At 52.5% G+C, this 18920-nt stretch carries 19 protein-coding genes; 3 read left to right on the top strand and 16 right to left on the bottom strand.

All coding sequences use genetic code 11. The annotated features are described in order from the left end of the window. Nucleotides 1–15: 15 nt before the first annotated feature. Complete coding sequence (locus ACJJI7_RS07185) at nucleotides 16–792, bottom strand: ferredoxin--NADP reductase (protein WP_020413801.1); 777 nt, start codon at nucleotides 790–792, stop codon at nucleotides 16–18. A 124-nt stretch (nucleotides 793–916) separates the two neighbouring features. Here ACJJI7_RS07185 and ACJJI7_RS07180 point away from each other — a divergent pair, with 124 nt between their 5' ends. Next, nucleotides 917–1804, top strand: coding sequence for a LysR family transcriptional regulator (locus ACJJI7_RS07180; RefSeq protein ID WP_444902408.1), 888 nt, complete (start codon nucleotides 917–919; stop codon nucleotides 1802–1804). A 378-nt stretch (nucleotides 1805–2182) separates the two neighbouring features. Here ACJJI7_RS07180 and ACJJI7_RS07175 read toward each other — a convergent pair whose 3' ends face one another. From ACJJI7_RS07175 to ACJJI7_RS07135, 9 genes are all read right to left on the bottom strand, one after another. Beyond that, a complete protein-coding gene (locus ACJJI7_RS07175; RefSeq protein ID WP_444902409.1) occupies nucleotides 2183–3802 on the bottom strand; it encodes a M28 family metallopeptidase in 1620 nt (539 codons plus the stop codon). Nucleotides 3803–3941: 139 nt separating this feature from the next. Then, on the bottom strand, nucleotides 3942–4685 hold the full coding sequence (locus ACJJI7_RS07170) for a hypothetical protein (RefSeq protein ID WP_444902410.1): 744 nt from the start codon (nucleotides 4683–4685) through the stop codon (nucleotides 3942–3944). A gap of 10 nt (nucleotides 4686–4695) precedes the next feature. Next, nucleotides 4696–5106 carry an ACT domain-containing protein gene (locus ACJJI7_RS07165; RefSeq protein ID WP_020413806.1) on the bottom strand — a complete coding sequence of 137 codons (411 nt, stop codon included), beginning with the start codon at nucleotides 5104–5106 and terminating at the stop codon, nucleotides 4696–4698. A 153-nt stretch (nucleotides 5107–5259) separates the two neighbouring features. Next, nucleotides 5260–5976 carry a hypothetical protein gene (locus ACJJI7_RS07160; protein WP_020413807.1) on the bottom strand — a complete coding sequence of 239 codons (717 nt, stop codon included), beginning with the start codon at nucleotides 5974–5976 and terminating at the stop codon, nucleotides 5260–5262. 88 nt (nucleotides 5977–6064) lie between these two features. Further along, on the bottom strand, nucleotides 6065–6550 hold the full coding sequence (locus tag ACJJI7_RS07155) for a hypothetical protein (RefSeq protein ID WP_020413808.1): 486 nt from the start codon (nucleotides 6548–6550) through the stop codon (nucleotides 6065–6067). Between the two features lie 265 nt (nucleotides 6551–6815). Next, complete coding sequence (locus ACJJI7_RS07150; RefSeq protein ID WP_282951995.1) at nucleotides 6816–7280, bottom strand: ecotin family protein; 465 nt, start codon at nucleotides 7278–7280, stop codon at nucleotides 6816–6818. A 46-nt stretch (nucleotides 7281–7326) separates the two neighbouring features. Beyond that, on the bottom strand, nucleotides 7327–8526 hold the full coding sequence (locus tag ACJJI7_RS07145) for a hypothetical protein (protein WP_444902411.1): 1200 nt from the start codon (nucleotides 8524–8526) through the stop codon (nucleotides 7327–7329). A 129-nt stretch (nucleotides 8527–8655) separates the two neighbouring features. After that, nucleotides 8656–9342, bottom strand: coding sequence for a thiol:disulfide interchange protein DsbA/DsbL (locus tag ACJJI7_RS07140; protein WP_020413812.1), 687 nt, complete (start codon nucleotides 9340–9342; stop codon nucleotides 8656–8658). A gap of 230 nt (nucleotides 9343–9572) precedes the next feature. Then, a complete protein-coding gene (locus ACJJI7_RS07135) occupies nucleotides 9573–10232 on the bottom strand; it encodes a c-type cytochrome (RefSeq protein WP_020413813.1) in 660 nt (219 codons plus the stop codon). A 124-nt stretch (nucleotides 10233–10356) separates the two neighbouring features. Between ACJJI7_RS07135 and yihA the strand changes: the two genes are divergently transcribed. Continuing rightward, nucleotides 10357–11016, top strand: coding sequence for a ribosome biogenesis GTP-binding protein YihA/YsxC (yihA, locus tag ACJJI7_RS07130; protein ID WP_020413814.1), 660 nt, complete (start codon nucleotides 10357–10359; stop codon nucleotides 11014–11016). Nucleotides 11017–11187: 171 nt separating this feature from the next. Here the strand turns inward: yihA and ACJJI7_RS07125 are convergent, their stop codons facing one another. From ACJJI7_RS07125 to polA, 5 genes are all read right to left on the bottom strand, one after another. After that, the gene (locus ACJJI7_RS07125) at nucleotides 11188–11343 is read right to left on the bottom strand and encodes a hypothetical protein (protein ID WP_157533525.1); all 156 of its coding nucleotides are present in this window, start codon (nucleotides 11341–11343) and stop codon (nucleotides 11188–11190) included. A 31-nt stretch (nucleotides 11344–11374) separates the two neighbouring features. After that, nucleotides 11375–11833 carry a hypothetical protein gene (locus ACJJI7_RS07120; RefSeq protein WP_020413815.1) on the bottom strand — a complete coding sequence of 153 codons (459 nt, stop codon included), beginning with the start codon at nucleotides 11831–11833 and terminating at the stop codon, nucleotides 11375–11377. A 620-nt stretch (nucleotides 11834–12453) separates the two neighbouring features. Continuing rightward, nucleotides 12454–13422, bottom strand: a complete 969-nt coding sequence (locus ACJJI7_RS07115; protein ID WP_282951997.1) for a ribose-phosphate diphosphokinase — start codon at nucleotides 13420–13422, stop codon at nucleotides 12454–12456. Beyond that, entirely contained in the window at nucleotides 13419–14063 is a 645-nt protein-coding gene (locus ACJJI7_RS07110; protein ID WP_282951998.1) for a dienelactone hydrolase family protein, read from the bottom strand. The genes ACJJI7_RS07115 and ACJJI7_RS07110 overlap by 4 nt, the downstream gene beginning before the upstream one ends. A gap of 487 nt (nucleotides 14064–14550) precedes the next feature. Continuing rightward, nucleotides 14551–17289, bottom strand: coding sequence for a DNA polymerase I (gene polA, locus ACJJI7_RS07105; RefSeq protein ID WP_282951999.1), 2739 nt, complete (start codon nucleotides 17287–17289; stop codon nucleotides 14551–14553). Nucleotides 17290–17633: 344 nt separating this feature from the next. Between polA and ACJJI7_RS07100 the strand changes: the two genes are divergently transcribed. Beyond that, entirely contained in the window at nucleotides 17634–17930 is a 297-nt protein-coding gene (locus tag ACJJI7_RS07100; protein WP_353375824.1) for a hypothetical protein, read from the top strand. A gap of 75 nt (nucleotides 17931–18005) precedes the next feature. Here ACJJI7_RS07100 and ACJJI7_RS07095 read toward each other — a convergent pair whose 3' ends face one another. Further along, a complete protein-coding gene (locus tag ACJJI7_RS07095) occupies nucleotides 18006–18911 on the bottom strand; it encodes a metal ABC transporter substrate-binding protein (protein ID WP_282952001.1) in 906 nt (301 codons plus the stop codon). Nucleotides 18912–18920 lie beyond the last annotated feature (9 nt).

Below are 18920 nucleotides of genomic sequence, written 5' to 3'. Positions count from 1 at the left end.
GCTGGACTGGCCAACTTATTTTTCGACGAAAGCGCGCTCGATCACATACTCGTGCGGTACCCCTGCGCGTGTCTCCTTGAATCCCCAGTCATCTAGGATATTGGTGAGATCCTTCAGCATTGCCGGGCTACCGCACAGCATAAAGCGATCCTCTTCAACATTCGGCTTGGGCACATCCAGATCTGTAAAAAGTTTTCCGGACAACATTAAGTCGGTCAGGCGACCGGTATTGCGGTAGGGCTCACGGGTCACAGTCGGGTAGTAGAGCAGTTGCTCGCGTACCATCTCACCAAAATACTCATGCTCAGGTAGCTCATTCTCGATCTGCTCCTGATAGGCCAGCTCAGAGACATAGCGCACCCCGTGGGTAAGGATTACCTGGTCAAAACGCTCATAGACAGTGGGGTCTTTGATAATGCTCATGAAAGGTGCCAAGCCGGTGCCCGTAGACAGCAACCACAGGCGCTTGCCCGGCAGCAGGTGATCGGCCACCAAGGTACCGGTGGGTTTTTGGCTCACGTAGATCTCGTCGCCCGGCACAATCTTCTGCAAGCGGGAAGTCAGGGGGCCATCGGGAACCTTGATACTGAAGAATTCCAACTCATCTTCGTAGTTGGCACTGGCAATGGAATAGGCGCGCAGTAGTGGACGACCGTTGTCCTGCTGTAAGCCGATCATCGTGAAATGTCCGTTCTCAAAGCGAAAACCCGAATCCCGGGTGGTCTTGAAGCTAAACAGCGTGTCGTTCCAATGACGGACTTCCAACACCTTCTCTATATTCAATTTGGACATAAACTTAAAACCGGTTATTCCACGAGTCTCTTGATAGTTGAATTTTAGCCCTGGAAGATCTATTGGCAAAGTGGGATATTTCGATATTCCTTATCTATTTTAACGATCAAGTGGAGATTTCCCTTTGCGCTATACCTTGCGCCAACTGGAGGTGTTCCTTGCCTGTGCTCATCACGAGAATGTGAGCCGCGCAGCAGAGAGCCTGAGCATGTCCCAGTCCGCCGCCTCCACCGCCCTTAAGGAGTTCGAACAGCAGTTTGAGCTGCGCCTGTTTGAGCGCACCGGCAAGCGCCTGCGCTTGAATGAGCTGGGCAGGCAACTATGGCCCAAGGCGGAGGAGCTGCTGGAAAGGGCACAGGAACTGGAACAGAGCCTGGCCAGTCATCGTGATCTCGGGCGCCTAAAAATAGGAGCAACACTAACCATCGGCAATTACCTGGCAGCAAACGTAATGGCGCGATACATGGAAGAGCAGCCCGGCACACGAGTGGAGCTGGAGGTCGCTAATACATCAGTAATCACAGAGCGGGTGCTTAACTTTGAGCTGGACCTTGGGCTTATCGAGGGTGAATTTAATCACCCGGATCTGGAAATGATTCCCTGGCGCAGTGATGAATTGGTCGTCTTTTGCGCCCCCTCTCATCCCCTGGTCAAACGCAAGCGCCTAACAGACAGAGATCTGCTCAAAGCCATCTGGATTACCCGGGAACCCGGTTCCGGTACACGCCAGACTTTTGACCGGGCTATGGCTGGCTTACTTCCCAGTCTGCACATTCTTTTAGAGCTACAGCACACAGAGGCTATCAAACGGGCCGTGGAAGCCGGTCTTGGAATTAGCTGTCTATCTAAAGTTTCACTGGCTGACGCATTAAAACGAGGCTCTTTAATTGCGCTGCCTGTACCACAACGGGATTTTCACAGAGAGTTTTATTTCGCTTTGCACACACAAAAATATAGAAGTGCGGGAATTGAACGATGGCTGGAGTTATGTAAACAGGAATCATCAGAATAAAAAACCACCCTTTGGGTGGTTTTTCCAGCAAAACTACCTAAGTTACTTCACTCGTACCAACTGTGATTTTGCTTCATCTGGAACTTCATCAATAGAAGCTATTGTCAGTCCGCCCTTAGGAATAGATGCAGTATTTGACTGTAAAGTTATATTTGCCGATTTAGGTAATTTTCACATTGCACCAGTAGCAGGATCCACTATCAGCATACCAATAAGGCCGCCAATTAGAATATTACCTATGTTCCAACCATTCAGACCAGGTTGAATTTGAAAGCTCTGCTCTTTGTAACCAGCCATATGGCATTCAATCGTATAGCTTGCAGAAGAAAAGAATCCATTCACAAATTTTTTATAGATTTAATAAGAAGTTTTTACGGGCTACCTTCCAAACAACTCCCCAAAGAAATCCCCCTCATACCAGGATGGCTTGCCCTCAGCATCTGCCACTTCCCTGGCAATTAGGTAATTTACCTCGGTAAACTGCTTGGCAGCTATATAATTCACCCCTGCATCGGGAGCATCCCCGGGCTTGTGATAGCTCTCTTTCAGGAAGGCCACTTGCATAGCGGTACCATCAATATTTGGATCCTGAGCCTCTCGTCCAGTAATCAGGTAAATTGAGGGAATACCTCGGCGCACAAAATTGTAGTGATCACTGCGAACAAAGATCACTTCTTCCGGCATGGGATCTGGGCTCAGTTTTAAGCCACTGCGCACTGCGGCACGCTCGGCAATCTGCCCCAAGGACGAGTGCTCGGCACCGAAGGCGATAATGTCGCGAAACGGGTACAGCAGCATAGGCATATCAAGATTGATATTGGCTACTATAGACTGCAAAGGAACGGTAGGATATTCAGCAAAGTAATCTGATCCTAACAGCCCTTTCTCTTCTCCGGTCACAGCCACAAATAATAGTGAGCGCCGTGGTGCATGACCGGATTCCACGAACAGACGCGCAGTTTCCAGCATTACTGCTATGCCAGCTGCATTGTCCTGGGCACCATAGTAAATTTGGCCATCCTCTTTTTTACCAATATGATCAAGGTGGGCCGAGAAGACTACATATTCATTTTTTAAAAGGGGATCACTGCCAGGTAATACTGCCACCACATTGGGACTGGTAATTTCCTTATGTTTGGAACTAGTACCTAGTGCTGTACTGTAAGGCAGTGGAAATCCCTTCGGATTCTGACCTTTTTCAATATCGCTGAAGATGCTTTCCAGGCTGCTTTGCGCACCGACAAATAGCTTGGCCGCTGCTTCGCTGCTGAGCATAACGCCTGGGTGCAACCCGGAAGTTGCACTGCCCGGGTTGCCTTCCCTATTAACCCAATCAAAGGTGTCATCGTGACGATGCTCGGCATAGCGGGCAAAGGGGCGACGCTTTTCCCTTTCCGGGGTATATACGGTGATGTAGCCGACGGCCCCGTGGCGGGCGGCAGTTTCACGCTTATTACGGCTTGAAGCGTAGTGGGCTCCAACTTCACTGGGTAGGCTCTCGGGACGTCCACTCAGGATCACCGCCACCTTGCCCTGAACATTTAAGCCAGCATAATCATTGAGGTTGTACTCAGGGGCCTCGATTCCGTAACCAACAAACACCAAATCTGCTTCCAGGCTACTGCGCTCACTGACCGCCGATGGACCTGCGATAAAGTCCTCGCCAAAACGGAAAGTGACATGCCCACTCTTCCCTTTCAGGACAAAGCTAGGCTCTGCACCATTCCAGCTTGCACTGCGGAAAGGCACGTCCTGGAAGTAACCCTCATCACCGGCGGGGGCCAACCCCATACGTTCGAACTGTTCCGCAACATACTGTGCAGCCTTGCGATAACCCTCACTGCCGGTATCGCGACCTTCCAGTTCAGCCGATGCCAAGTAATCCACATCCCGGCGGATATGGTCGGTATTGGCACTGGGAGCGGAAGTCGTGGGGACAGTGGTGCAGGCCACCAACAGGGCCACCAAAAGGGCACTGAACAGGATCTTGCTTCTCATGGGAGCTCTACTTCTCAATAAACCATCGCGACGGGTTGATGCCGCCAGTAAAAGGGGCGCAAGCTTATCACGATAGACAGTAACTGCGTGCAGAATACCGTTAGCGATTATTTACCCAAAATTGGTATCGGAATAACTTTCAGGCTGCCTTATCAATCCCCGGGAAAGCCCGCTCCACGGCGGTAACTACCTTTTCATAGGCGCAATCAGGACAAAATTCACCGTGGGCAGCCAATAGATGTAGGAAACTTAGGCCTAGCAAACGCCGAAAGTCGACCTGTAAATGATAACTGGGGTCACCTCCATCCGGGGTCATACGCATGCGCCATGCAGGTGGAATCTGCATTCCACAACGCAAACCGGATAAGCGCAAGAGATTGCGGCCAAACCAGTTACAACCACCCCAACTACCCCAATACTGCAAGGCATCACAGCTCAGCAGCAAACCACCATTAAACGGCAACCAAAGCACTGCCTCTGGAAAACGGCTGTGGCAAAATTCCAGGAAACGTCCATCAGGTATAGGGCACTCTCCATTCTCCCTGATCACCCGGTCAGCACCAGGGGGATAAAAATCAGAGCCAACCTGCCGCCAAAAGGTAAGGTCGAAATGATCTCGGTAATAGAGGTCATCTTGGCCATGATGGTAACCGAGACGGACTGCATGGCGGACGCTACCGAGATCGCGCAACTTTTCCTCCTGTTGAGGACGCAGACGTACGGGGTTTATCAAAGTTAGATCTTCTCGCCAACGCACTATGGCCATATTACGATTAATAGTCACACCAGGAGCCAGTTTTACGGTGCCCGGAACGCAGAACAGATCTGGCAAGAGCTGGCGAATCTCTCCGTGGGGTTGGGCCTGTGGATAGTTGATTCGCACTGGCTTTCGCTCAGGTGTACTGCACCCGATTGCTTATACCCCGCAATAGCTGCAGGGCGCGTTCGGCGCTGTCTTCCGGAACAAAGATATGGTCGTGACGCAAAGCAGTCACCACATTGGCAACGATACCGGCTTCTGCCAACTCCCCAGCGATAGTTGCAGTCAACCCCACCGCACTGAGTCCAGAAAATACCTGTAAAGTAATCTGTCGAAATGGTGCGCTAGAGGCGATGCCATATTGTTGGGCCAGGTGTAAAGGCATTATTGCACTCATGCCCTCCCCTTCGCGGAAGATACACAGGCTTTCCGCCAGTATTTCCTCGAGACGAGTATCAGACACCTGACAAAAAACGAAAGTTTCTTCCTGCAGTTTTGGATACATATTTCGCAAGATCTTGGCGAGGGAGACTTCAGCACTCATATCCTAATGCCATTTTTTTGAAGACCTTCAGCGATTGAAAACCAATAGCTACCTTGTATCCACAAGCCACCAGCTATGAATTCTTGGAAAAATGACCAGATGCTCTGAACATGTTCTGTTTAGGAGCACCCCTTAGGCTTGGAGATTTTTATTCTAATTTCGCTTGCGCTTCTTCACGCCTTTTTTTGCAGTTTCTTTTAATTCCTCCCCCTCAAATTCCGGTTCACCTTGAGCCGGAGTAGTATCCACTTCTAAATCCGGGGACTCCTCTCTCTCCCAGCTTTTCAAGGCTGAATCGATATCTTTCTCAAGATCCAGGCTAGGAAATTCCGGGCAAGGCGCATCCCGTTCCGGGTCGTGCCAAGCAGAGAGGGGGGCAACAAAAACCACCAGAGATTTATGCAGCCTATTGCGGCCGATACTCACTTCCGTCCAGGTAGTCTGCCAAGCAAACTTTCCCCGCACTGCATAGTCACTTTCATAAGATTTCAGGGTCAGGAAATACGGATATATTTTTCCACGACGACAAATAATCCTGCGGCCGGTTTTGATATTTGCCATCTGTGTGAATGGGTCAAAGTACCAATGTATATCGTACCCAAAAGCAAACTGCATTTTCCCTTTCTTATTCGGTAGAAATGCGTAAGAGCGACCAGTACCATCTGGTTTTAAACTCCAGACATGGCGGGCTTCACCATCTCTGGAGATTAACCAGGCGCCAACCCACTGACTGGCATTAAGGCGAGACTGTGCATGCCAACCATCGACTCGCGTTTTCTCTTTTTCTTTCTTATTAATTTCCTCTTTCGCAAATACCGAGGTACAGGTGAGCATAAATATCAGAGCGACAGTCAGGCACCTCTGAATCACGAAGCTTCTCCGGAGGTTGGCAAATTCTTCCCTGAGTAGATTACTCCTGGCTTTGACATTTCGAGCCTGAAATGACATTGAAAAGCGCTCAGCTGGCAATATCCGGACAATTGCTACCCGCTTTCGGTGTACGCCAGCTGCTGAGTCGACGCTGGAAGCTCAGTAAGCCACCTCCCGCCTGCAGCCAGTGTCGACCATCAATCACTGCGAATAGCAGCGTGGATTTACTCCAACCCCGAAATGCCACTGACACCACACCGCCCTTACAGTGAACCGAAGCGCCGGTGCGAACCCGCACTCGATCACCATCGAGTTGCCAGTTGATTGCGAATCCATGGGTCAGGCGTCCGCCAGAGTTAAAGCCATAGGCATAGCCAGAACCATCGGCGTTCAGCTGCCAAACCAATTGGTCATCACCCTCACTAACCACCAGCCAGTTGCCAGCCCATTTCTGTTGCGCTGACTCCGCTGCAGCTGCTAGTGGCAACAGCAGAAAAAGCACCAAGACGACGGCATAAGTCTGAAAGAGGGAAACCAGGACACGATTCGATAGGGAAAGACGCAAATACTTCATGCGCTACTCTACTGTGTCAGCCCGCGGAAGCTACCGCGAGGTGGAGTTTCTGCGAACGGCGGCCAGGTTGCCACCAATTTTCCTGTCCGGTTACAGCCTTGGCGACCGGCGTGAAAAGTTGCTTAGGCGCTCCTTTTCACATCCTTTGCATAGTAAGGCTAGACGCAAAATCCCACAGTGGCATTAGAAGCATTAAAAATATTAAATGAGACGCCAGAAAGGCGTATGGAATAAATAGGTTTGATCAAGAGAAGGAGAGCGGTCTTTACCGGGTGCGCGCATCAGACATATTTTTATCCGCCCGCCACACGCGATACTTGAGCTGTACACCTTGTGGCATGTACACCACCAGCGGCAGGCTACTTCTGTAAGGCAGTATAAGGCCTTCAGCCCGCACGCGAATAAAGCGCCTCGACTCAGACCCCGGCGCACACACCTTTTGTGTATCAGGTGTTGCCTTCAGTTCAGACAAAACATAGTAGGGATAGCCCCAGCCCGGTAATAACTGGCGCTCCAGCGGTGCAGAGAAGCTTTGCAGGTTACAATCTGCGACTTCACTCTTTCCTGGCACCAGTTCCACCATAAAACGGCTTTCATCCACTACTTTTGGCAGCTGAATAACATGGCGCTGCTTTCCCTCCACTTCCACCGGGAAGGCGTCCAGTGGCTCCGCGGCCTGGGCCGTTAGACTACTAAAAAGAACCAGTGATGCAACGAAGGATCTTGCCATTGGGACTTCCTCAGCTAACGACCTCTGTTCTGGCGCACAAACCTCCTTAAAGTTTAGACAGCTTTTTCCGCCGCAGCCCCCACCACAGAGTTAATCCCAACACCAGGGCCACGATAAAGAGCAGCAAAGCTCCAAAGAATTTATAGCCTCTGTCCACTGCTGGTTCGATTCGGGTCTGTGCCGAAGCCAGCATGGCTCGCAGGTCTTGGAAGGAGGCAATTACCTTAGTATTCGGCGCACCTGTTAATACTTGACTGCGAAGCAGCTGCCATCGCGACTGTAGTTGGCTCATTAGTACTTGGTCCCGAACTTCAATTTGTGACCGCAGTGGGAGATAACCTTCGCGATAGGCGAGCATCAGCTTGTGGTAGGCACCGGCTTTATCTCCACTGCGATAATCCGTGAGCGCCAGTTGCAGCAGGCCATCAGCCCTGGCCAATGGGGGCTCCAGCGCGCGCACTAAGTGAGGGTGGGCACGCCACCACATCAAAGCCTTCTGTGCATCAGCTGGCAATTCTACCGGGCGTGTGACCGCCAGACCGGGCAAGCCCACCAGGGCTGGGTAACGCTCAGCGATATCTGCAGCCGGAGGCAACTGACCTTGAACTGAAAAAGCAGCCACGGTCACTGCCAGTGCCCAACGCTGCCAGACAGTCAGACTGCCATCAATATCAAGTCCATGAATCTCATCAACCGTGGGGTCCAAAGTGTTATAGAGGTCATAGAGACTGAAATTGCCTATTCGGGATGCTTCGAGAAAACCCGGCCCGCTCACTCCACCCTCACCCTGGCCACCGTGACAGCTGGCACAACGCTCTTGATAGAGAGGCATAGCAAGGCTCGCTGCCGGCAGTGTGTGGGCCGGTGACCTTTGCATTTGGTAAAGAGCCGCCAATCGGTCGGCCAGTTCATTGGCGCGCCGCCTCACCGTTTTCCCACTCTCCCTGCGCTCTATAGCCTTACTTAATTCGGTGATTCCCTTTTCTAGAGAGTTACGGCCAGGCCGATCTGGTAGCTGCAGCACCAACTGCATAGCCTGAGTGGCATGTTGTTGCTGCAATTGGTAGAGCCCGGTGTCGAGCAACTTGCCACCATCCACAGCGTCGCCGTAGTCCACTGCGATATAGGAGAGGAGGTTGCTGGCTCGCGCAGCCAGCCTGTCGTTCTCTGGGGCAAGCTGTGCCAACAGAATTTCAGGGGACAGGGCCAGGAAGCAAAGGCAGAGCCAGATCCATTTGTATCTCATGGGTACTTCCCGGTGGGCATTGCAGCCAAAGAGCGCCGCATAGGCACAAGTTTGGTCTAAAGATTGGTCCTACAGGAACGCCGGATATAAAAAACCCCGCTCAAGGCGGGGTTTGTCTCAACAGGAATGTCAACCGCGATCTGCGCGTTCCTTAGCGATTAGGTAATCCGCCACCTGCAGCATCACTTCCTGGGAGTTGCTCTTGCCCTTATAGCCTGGCAATGAGGAACTGATACGATACTTTCCGGCTACAACCACTTCTGGAGTACCTGTCATTTTGTAGGCACGCTGATTGGCCATACCTTGCTTAACCTTGCTGTTGATGGCGAAGGAGTTCATCAGCTTGGCAGCCTTGGCACCGTCAGCACCGTGCTTGTTAAACAAGGCTTCAATTGCCTGCAGGTCCGGCTTCCAATTACGTCCCTCGCGGGTAGCCAGCATCTGGCGCTGGTTGTAGATAGTATTGAACAGCGGAGTATGCATTTTCTCCAGAACACCCATAGCATCAGCCACGTAGAACAGGCGCGCGTGCACATCCATCACAGGCTGCCAAATGGCGGGCAACTTAAGCAGAGCAACATCACTGGGCATATTCTTTTTCCAGCGATCCAGAGTAGGTTCGAAATGGTAGCAGTGAGCACAGCCGTACCAGAACATTTCAGTAACTTCGATTTTGTTATTGCTCTTTTGTGCAACCGCCTGTGGTAGTACCTGATAGTGCTGGCCAGCCTTAAACTCGCCGCTTTCCTGGGCACAGGCCACCAGACTGAACAATACAGCCACTACCATCGTTATTGGGGCGAGAACTGCTCTCATAATAAGTCTTCTCCAACTTGTACATTCGTGATTCGAATACCGGCTTGCGACTGGCTGGCGGACCACAGAGGACACAATAGACAACGCAGATTATTTAAGTTCCCGTTGCCACTCGCAAGGAAACGCCGTAAAAGCTGCAATACTTTACCCAATTCCCCGGCCTTTAAGCGAGCTTCGGGTACAAAAAAGGCCGGTGTGTGACCGGCCTCTCGTTACTGTGACTGGGTGATTTACTCTGTCAGACCAGCAATGTAGTTGGCCACAGCCTTAATCTCTGCATCAGAGAGCTGCTTGGCTACGGTACGCATGGTGCGGGTATCGCCATCATTATCGCGGGTACCAGCGCGGAAAGCTTTAAGTTGAGCCTCAATGTACTCGGGATACTGACCGGACAGACGCGGGTAACCAGCGGGCGCATTGCCCAATCCAGTGGGAGAGTGACAACCCATACATGCGGGCACCCCGGTCTCCATATTGCCGGCTCGGTACAGCTTGCGCCCGAACGCCAGGCCGTCAACACTGTCTCCACTGTTTAATTTAATGGCGATCGCCTCGGAACCGGAGAGTTGCATGGGCTGGGAAGCGAAGTAAGCGGCAATATCCTGCAGATCCTGGTCATTGAAGTTATCCAGCTGGCCAATCATCTGCGGCACATCGCGGGTTTTGTCCTGGATGTCCTTGAGCTGCTTATAGAGATATTTTTCGCCGAGGCCGGCAATTTTTGGGAAGGCCGGGGCCAGGCTGTTGCCATCAGTACCGTGACAAGCGGCGCACTGGGCGGCTTTCGCCTTGCCCGCAGCAGCATCGCCCGAGGCCATTGCAAAGGGTACGGCCCCCAGGCCGATAACCAAACCGAGTGCCAGAGCAGTGTTCTTGATAATGCTGTTCATACGTCGTCCCGTTGCGCGCTGAGATATGGCGTTTCGTGTCGCCCCCAATAGTCCTGCGACGCGAAAACCGCGGCATTATATACTTGCGCGCCAAGCGAGTGTACCGAATCAGCAGACTTAAACGATGTCAATTACCGAATTTGAAGCCCAACCGCAAAAACTGAACTATCGTACTATACGATTTCTTACCAGTGCCCCCACCCTGACTGAGTGTCCAGAGGACTCAGGTGCGGAGGTAGCGTTCGCCGGCCGCTCCAATGCGGGCAAATCCAGCGCCATAAACGCCCTTACCGGCAATAACAAATTAGCACGCACCTCTAAAACCCCTGGTCGCACCCAGCTGATCAACTTCTTCAGCCTTTCTGAGCAACAGCGCCTGGTGGACCTGCCGGGATACGGCTACGCCAAAGTAGCCCGCGCCATGAAGGACGAATGGCAACGCCACCTGGCCGAATACCTGGAGCAGCGCACCTGCCTGAAAGGCCTGGTGCTATTGATGGATATTCGCCAACCTCTCAAAGAGTTCGATATACATATGCTCACATGGGCCGTTGAAGCCGGTCTGCCTGTGCATATCCTACTCACCAAGGCAGACAAACTAAAAAATGGCCCCGCTAACAATGCCCGCTTTGCTGTAGAAAAGGCCATCAAACAGCAGGGCCTCGACCGTGGTGTAACGGTGCAGACTTTTTCCTCCACCAAGAAAGCTGGATTGGACAAACTGGAGCGTAAATTAAACGCATGGCTTGCCCCACCAGTAGAGGGAAATACAGCAGGGGGCTAATGTATCACTTGCCGAAGGAGCCTCAACCGGGGGGACGAATCCCAGATCAGGCTCCAAACTGCCACCAATACCTTTCCCACCGCTCAAGACCTGTACAGTAGATATCAATAAGGTGGCGACCAGAGAGGTCGGGGACTCAAAGGCCGCCAGATCTATTTAACCCCACTGGGCCTAACCGCGCTTCGCAACTGGCATCAGGGCACGTAATAAGACCTTGCGCAACCGTTGATGCGCCCTGGGCGTTGGACAGAATAGCTCTTCAGCAGAGAGGTACCGCTGTGCCAATAACTCAACAAGAGTCTCCTCGCGAATAGCAACTGTGAGCAAATCCGAAGGCTCCCCAGCGGGAGACTGTTCCTCAGTGCAGGCGCCAACTCGTTTCGGCTCCAGTTGCGGCTTTGCCTCTGGGGACTGCTGACATGAATTCTCCTGAGCCATCTGGGTAGAGGGCACTAATGCATTCAGCGGCAACCTTATTTTTATCGCGCTCTCCCAGCTGGCGGGCGAGTACTGAACTGGCTCCCGCGAGGATGTAGTGGTGTAATTTTTCATCGCCCTGCTCCCGGTAAGCTTCCATCAGGCTGGCCGCGCTCTCGCTAAAGCGCTGCGCAGAAACGGCATAGCTGGGCCACTGGCGTGCCAGCAACATACCGGCAACATCAAAAGCACACCCCAGATAAGGAATAGCCTCCGAGTGATGTCCATCTTCTATAAGGAGCCTGCCGCGCTCCATCCAGTCTAACCACGCCTTTTCTGCACGATCCCTGTTATCGAACAACCATTGACGGTGATTTGCACATAGGTAACGTAAATTCACGGTAACCCCCCTGTTAGAACTCAATTAACATTAATGCGAACCATTATCATTTGCAAGTAAGTCAGGAAGGTTTTTCTGCAAATCTGCGAGGGGGCTACACCGAATAAAAAAAGCCGGCAGATGGGGGCTGCCGGCTAGGGGTCAGTGCCCTTGGGGTGGGGCACTTCCAGACGTATCCAGGGGGACGGATACGCCTGAGGGTTCCTTGATAACACATCCTTAACCTACTTGAAGGCTAGGCTGGTGCCAGAAACATTCCCAGCCACCAACCGGTATCATCGAAGAACTGTAAATACTATGCTCACAGAGAAATAAATTCAGGAAATAGATTCCATTCACGCAATGAAAAGGAGACTTACGGAGGGTAACTCTCGTAAGAAAAAATCTTCTGGGACAAAAAAAACCCCGGAGTTGGGGAAGTCCGGGGTTAAAAAGCTGAACGCTTTGGGGTTAGGGAGCAACAATGATCTGTACTTTCTGATACATCACCACCCCCATTTGTTCCCAGGGCTTGCGTAAATAAATGTAAACTGCCAGCTATCCGTTGAAACCAACGCAACCAGATCAACGAAGCAGGCGCCAGTAACAATTGTGGCGTTATTCTCAACTCCCACGCGCCCTCAAATAGTTAGCTCACTCACCGGGCCGGCGGTATGCAGGCGGCGGATTGCTTCGGCCACCAGGGGGGCACAATCCACCAATTCACAATTCTTGGGCAAGTTCACCTGAGGCAAAGAATTAGTGACAGCCAGACACTCCAAGGGGAGGCGCGCCAATTCATTTCGAGCATCACCACTAAATTGGCCGTGACTGGCCAGCGCCAATAACCGTTCCGCTCCTGCTCTCTGCGCAGCACCTGCGGCACAGCAGAGCGTAGCGCCACTGGCAATCAAGTCATCTACGATAACGACCGCAGCCCCGGCAACTTTACCGACCAATGTGCCACCAGTCAGCTGCTCTCCACGCCGGTACTTCTCGACAAACACCCTACCAATCGGACGCTGTAATCGCTCACCCAGTGCCTTGCGCAATTTTTCCGCCCGCTTTATGCCACCCTCATCCGGAGACAGCACAACCAATGGCCGCGTTTCATTCGCCAGGCGCGGTACGGCGAAATCCAACAGTGGAGATTCGGCCAATAAATGTACTGTGCGACAGCGGAAAGCATTTTCAAAGGAGGAAAGATTATGGGCATCCAATGTCACTACTGTGTGCGCACCCACCGCCTCCAATAAGCTGGCGAGATAGCGGGTAGGCAGTGGGTCGCGCAGGTTGGTGCGCCGATCTTTGCGTCCATAACACAGGTAAGGCATCACCGCGGTTATCCGCATTGCACCGGCATCCCGCAAAGCTCCAATGAAAAACAAGCTGCGCAACAATTTTTCATCCACACTGCTATGAGGGTCGACATATAAGGATTGCACCAGGAATACGTCTGCCCCCTCCACATCATCAAGGGGGCGCACTTTGTGCTCTCCATCAGCAAAATAGCGCTCTTCATGTCGAGCCAGTGGCTCTCCAAGGGCTGCCGCCACTCGCCCGCCAAAATCGGCACCGGCATCCAGACTGAAAAGTTTCAAACGGCTCATAACAGGTTCGTGCGAAACCAGCGGCTAGTAAGATGCACTACCTCATCCATGGCGCCGGGCTCCTCAAACAGGTGACCCGCATGGGGAATAATCTGTAACCGAGGACCATTTACCATATGCGTCAGGGCCTCTTTGTTCATCTCCAATACCTGCTTGTCATCCCCTCCGACCAGCAACAGCGTCGGCGCTTTCACCAGCGGCAGATCAGAGCCAGCAAGATCCGGCCGACCACCGCGCGAGACCACTGCGCCTACCAGGGACGGCCGCTCAGCGGCAGCCACTAGGGCTACGGCGGCACCTGTACTGGCACCGAACAAACCAACTCTCAGGTGCTCAGTGCTCTCCTCATGGGCCGACCAGTCCAGAACTTCCACAAGGCGCCTTGCGCTCAGGTCGATATCAAAGCGGTACTCGCAAGTAGAAGCATCGGCGCGACTCTCTTCGACACTCAATAAGTCAAACAACAATGTGGCAAAACCAGCATCATTCAGTCTACTGGCAACAGTCAGATTGCGCGGACTGGCCCTGTTGCTGCCGCTGCCGTGAGCAAACACTATCAGTGCCCGCGCCCCCTGTGGCAGCGTGAGCGAGGCGTTCAAAGTTATGTCTTCTGTCGCCAGCGCTATGGCTTGGCTCTGCATCCACTGCCTCCAACAGACAATTGGCCAGGCACGATAGTGTCCCTGGGATAAAGAAGCCTGAAGAAAAACCAGAATGAATAAATTCTCTGTTGTGCTCAGACTAGACCAGCAGAACGCCAGAAGCTCTGCCAATTGGAGCCAAATGGCTTAAACCATTAACAGTTTAGGTTGTGGGAGTTAGAAGTCTTAGGGCAAAAAAAATGCCCCGGACTTGGGGGAGTTCCGGGGCAAACATCTGACTTCCTTGGGGGATGATGACGCATTCCAACAATCTTGCCTTTTTAGAAAGTCTGTCGCCGGAACAGTTCCACGAATTTATGCAAAGAAAGTAAAAACGCCGATCAAAACACGAAGATTGGCGCTATTTTCTTCAAACAAGCACCTGTGTAACCGCCAAGGTGACAAAAGTCACGATGGTATATCCATCTTGTGGCGCCAAAGTGCTTTTAAGGCAAAATCAGTGGGCCTCATCCCAGCTAAGGCAAAATCAGTGGGCCTCATCCCAGCTTTTGCCACGGCCGACATCGACAATTAACGGCACATGCAATTGGGCGGCACCCTGCATCAGTTCCACTAAACCATTGGCCACTGTCTCTATCTCCCCTTTGGGTACCTCAAGCACTAGTTCATCGTGCACCTGCATAATCAGCTTACTAGACAGCTTTTCTTCAGTGAGCCAGGCATCAACGGCGATCATAGCGCGCTTGATAATGTCAGCGGCGGTGCCCTGCATGGGCGCATTGATCGCTGTACGCTCAGCGGCTTGGCGCTGCATACCATTGCGCGAATTAATTTCCGGAAGATACAGCCGGCGACCAAACAGCGTCTCGACATAGCCTTTTTCTGCAGCCTGGGCACGTGTTTCCTCCATATAGCGCAACACACCCGGGTAGCGTTCGAAATAACGATCGATATAAGTCTGTGCATCGCCGCGCGGAATATCCAATTGCTTTGCCAGGCCAAAAGCGGACATGCCATAGATCAAACCAAAGTTGATCGCTTTGGCGCGGCGGCGCTGTTCGTCGCTCACCTCGCCCAAAGCCACTTCAAAGACCTCGGCTGCGGTGGCGCGGTGGATATCCGCTCCCTGGGCAAAGGCATCCAGAAGCCCCCTGTCGCCAGACAAATGCGCCATGATACGAAGCTCAATCTGTGAATAATCCGCCGCGATAATTTCGCTGCCACCATTAATTCGGGGGTCGGCAGTAAAAGCTCGACGAATTCGACGTCCTTCCTCAGTGCGAATAGGAATATTCTGCAAATTGGGATCACTGGAAGACAGGCGACCTGTGGCCGCCACCGCCTGGTGATAAGAGGTATGCACGCGCCCGCTGCTGGGGTCGATCATTTTTGGCAGTTTATCGGTATAGGTATTTTTCAACTTTGCCAAACCTCGGTACTGCATGATCAGGGCCGGCAGCTCATGGTTATGAGCCAGCTCCTGCAGCACCGCCTCTGCCGTAGAAGGTGCTCCTTTAGGGGTCTTTTTAATTACCGGAATCTGAAGTTTCTCAAATAAGATGGCGCCAAGCTGCTTGGTGGAGCCCAGGTTAAATTCCTCACCTGCTACATCGTAGGCCTGTTGCTCCAGCTCTCGCATTTTCTGCTCAAGCTCCGCGCTCTGCTCCGCGAGCATCTTCGCATCAATATAGGCACCACTACGTTCCATACGCGCGAGTACCGGCAACAGTGGCATCTCGATCTCATCGAGCACCTTTATTAGAGTTGGCTCCCGCCTCAACCGTGAATCCAACTCATTGTGTAACCGTAGGGTGATATCCGCGTCTTCAGCCGCATAGGGGCCAGCCTTATCCAGCTCAATCTGGTTGAAAGTGAGCTGCTTTACACCTTTTCCTGCAATATCCTCAAAGTGCACCGTATGCTCACCAAGGTACTTGAGCGCCAAGCTGTCCATATCATGGCGACTGCCGGTACTATCAAGCACATAGGATTCCAACATGGTATCCCGTGTGATGCCGCTGAGCTCTATGCCGTAATTGGCCAGAATATGACTATCGTACTTGAGATTCTGACCCACTTTTTTCTGCCTGGCATCCTCCAGCAGGGGCTTTAGTTTTTGCAAAACCTCTTCAAAGGGTAACTGCTCAGGTGCCCCCATATAGTCATGGGCCAGGGGAACGTACGCGGCGCAGTGTGGTTGAACGGCAAAAGACACCCCCACCAGTTTTGCCTGCATATAGTTAAGGCTCGTGGTTTCGGTATCAAAGGCGAACATATCTGAGTCTTTTAGCTGCTGCAGCCAAGCATCAAATTCCGCCATATCCGTCACTGTAACGTAATCCCGCTCAACAGCCTCAGCCATAGCTTCATCGGCTTCCTCACTGGTCAGCTCCTCCAACCAGCCGCGAAATTCATTTTGTGTAAACAGTTCTATCAATGCCTCTGTATTAGGCTCAGCATTGTGCAGGTCCTGTGGATGGTAAGGCATTTCTACATCGGTTTTGATGGTCGCAAGCTTGTAGGAAAGCTCTGCCGCCTCGCGATGCTCCGCCATTTTCTTGCCGAGGGTCTTGGCACCGCGAAAACCTAGAGGCGCAATAGCATCCAGATTGGCGTAAATATCCTTGATTCCGCCTAGATTCTGTAACAATGCCAGTGCAGTTTTCTCACCTACTCCGGGAACACCGGGTATGTTGTCGGACTTATCTCCCATCAGGGCGAGGAAGTCGATAATCAGCTCAGGCCCAACCCCAAATTTTTTTACAACACCATCACTATCCATTTCAGTGTTGGACATGGTATTGACCAGGGTGACGCCGGGGCGCACGAGTTGCGCCATATCTTTATCACCGGTGGAGATAATGACTTCCTGACCTTTGCGCTGGGCTTCCAAAGCCAGGGTACCGATTACGTCATCCGCCTCAACACCATCAACTACCAGGCGCGGCAGTCCCATGGCGTCGATGATGTCGTGGATCGGCTGAATCTGCTCACGCAGATCGTCGGGCATAGGCGGGCGATGGGACTTGTACTCAGCAAACATCTCATCGCGAAAAGTCTTGCCCTTGGCATCAAATACCACCACTACAGGGCTATCCGGATGCTCCTTCAAATGGCGGCGCAGCATGCTGATCACACCACGCACTGCCCCGGTGGGTTTACCCTGGGTGGTAGCCAGTGGCGGCAGGGCATGAAAAGCGCGGTAAAGGTAGGACGAGCCATCCACCAGGATCAGAGGGGCGGCGTGGGTATCTTGTTTACTCATAAATTATGGGAATCTTGCTTGCTTATTAGGGCGCTTGGCGCGAATGGCAGGCTGATAGGATAACGCCCTTCACATAGTTTTTCCGCCTATCGAGATCCTTCACAGGCAATTGCCGCCTCTGTACCCCACATTGCATCAAAGCCAACTCGCCTCGACGTAAGGTCGATAACTATCGGCGCAGCAACCTCACCATATTTCCAGTCTCTACTAGTCTTGCGGGTAGCGACTTAACCATTCGCTATCTCCCCGGGAACTTCTGGCAACTGGCTGCCTGCAGGCGGCGCGGGACCTTTTATTTTCCGGAAAACGATACCCATCAGATGTTTAAAGGAAGGATTCTAACTATGAGAGGAGTGATGTACGCCGCTCTTATACTTGCCGCCCACTCTCTGGCCACACCGGCTGGTGCGGTTTCAGCCTGTGAAACGGAGAAGACCCAAAAGGCAAATTCTGCCACAGCGGTATTTCCACACACGCAGGGGCACGAGTTGATGCTGGAGCAGGCTACAAGGGAACAAGAAAAAGCCTTACTAAAACGCCAGATGCGCCAACTGGAAAAACTGCGCGAGCAAGCTGAACGCGAAGCGGTGCGCGCCGAGAAATTACAGCAATTGAAAAGTGATACCACCAATGCTGGTTAACCACCACCGACCTCTTTCATGCCCGGCAAGATTATTGCCGGGCACCTTCTCCAAACTCCACAAGCCTCCTGAACATCAACCCGGTACTTCGCCCAGCTTGGTTGTATTATCAGGAATCTGGCTTAGACAAGCACGAGCCTGAATTAACAGGGACTCGATCAGGTCTTGATAGCTGGCGCCGGCGGCTAATTTCTCCCCTAGAGGATCCAGAGCCGCATACTCCAGGCCCAAATGCAGGGCCAACTGTCTGTCGCGATCATTCTCCGGTATCCCGCCAAATAGGCAGCCCTTCTCTACCGCGGATAGATCAAGCATTGCCCGAACACCGTGACTGACGCCACTGCTATCACTGAGGGCATGGGTTTGTACCCCGGCAGAGCCGAAGAAATGCCCATAGGCATCGTGGGTCACCACTACCGGCACATCGCGGTAACCCCACAGTGCCCGATCTAACACCTTTTGCAGGCTGGCCATAGACTTGGAAAAATCCCGCGCCCGCGCCCGGTAGATCTCGGCCCGCTGAGGCTGCAGCTCGGCCAGGCGCTCTGCTATCTGGGCCGCAGCAATCGCCGCATTACGTGGGCGCAGCCAGACATGTGGGTCAGTGGCACTCGCACCCTGGAACTCATAGTCGGCCGCGCCAAGCAGTTGCAACTGCCTTTGTTCAGGCAAGAAGGTCGCCTGCTTCGCGAGAACAGCTTCCATCTGCGGCCCCAACCATACCAGGAGTAGCGAGCGCTCCAGAAGGGCGCGCTCAGACACACTAGGGGCGTAATGATGTGGATCACTCCCCTGAATCAGTATCCGCACCGGTGTCTCCTCACCAGCGATTTCGCGAGCAATCAATGCCAAAGGACGCACACTCACAACCAGCTCCGTCCTATCGACAGGTTGAGGTTTACCACAAGCGAATAGGCATAAAATCAGCACAATCAGCGCAGAAGAAAACAAAGTACGTACAGAGAGAGACATGGGAGACATTTAACGACA

Source organism: Microbulbifer variabilis, from assembly GCF_056232115.1.
Note: the sequence above shows the minus strand (reverse complement) of the source record. Positions and strands in the feature narration are given on the sequence as shown.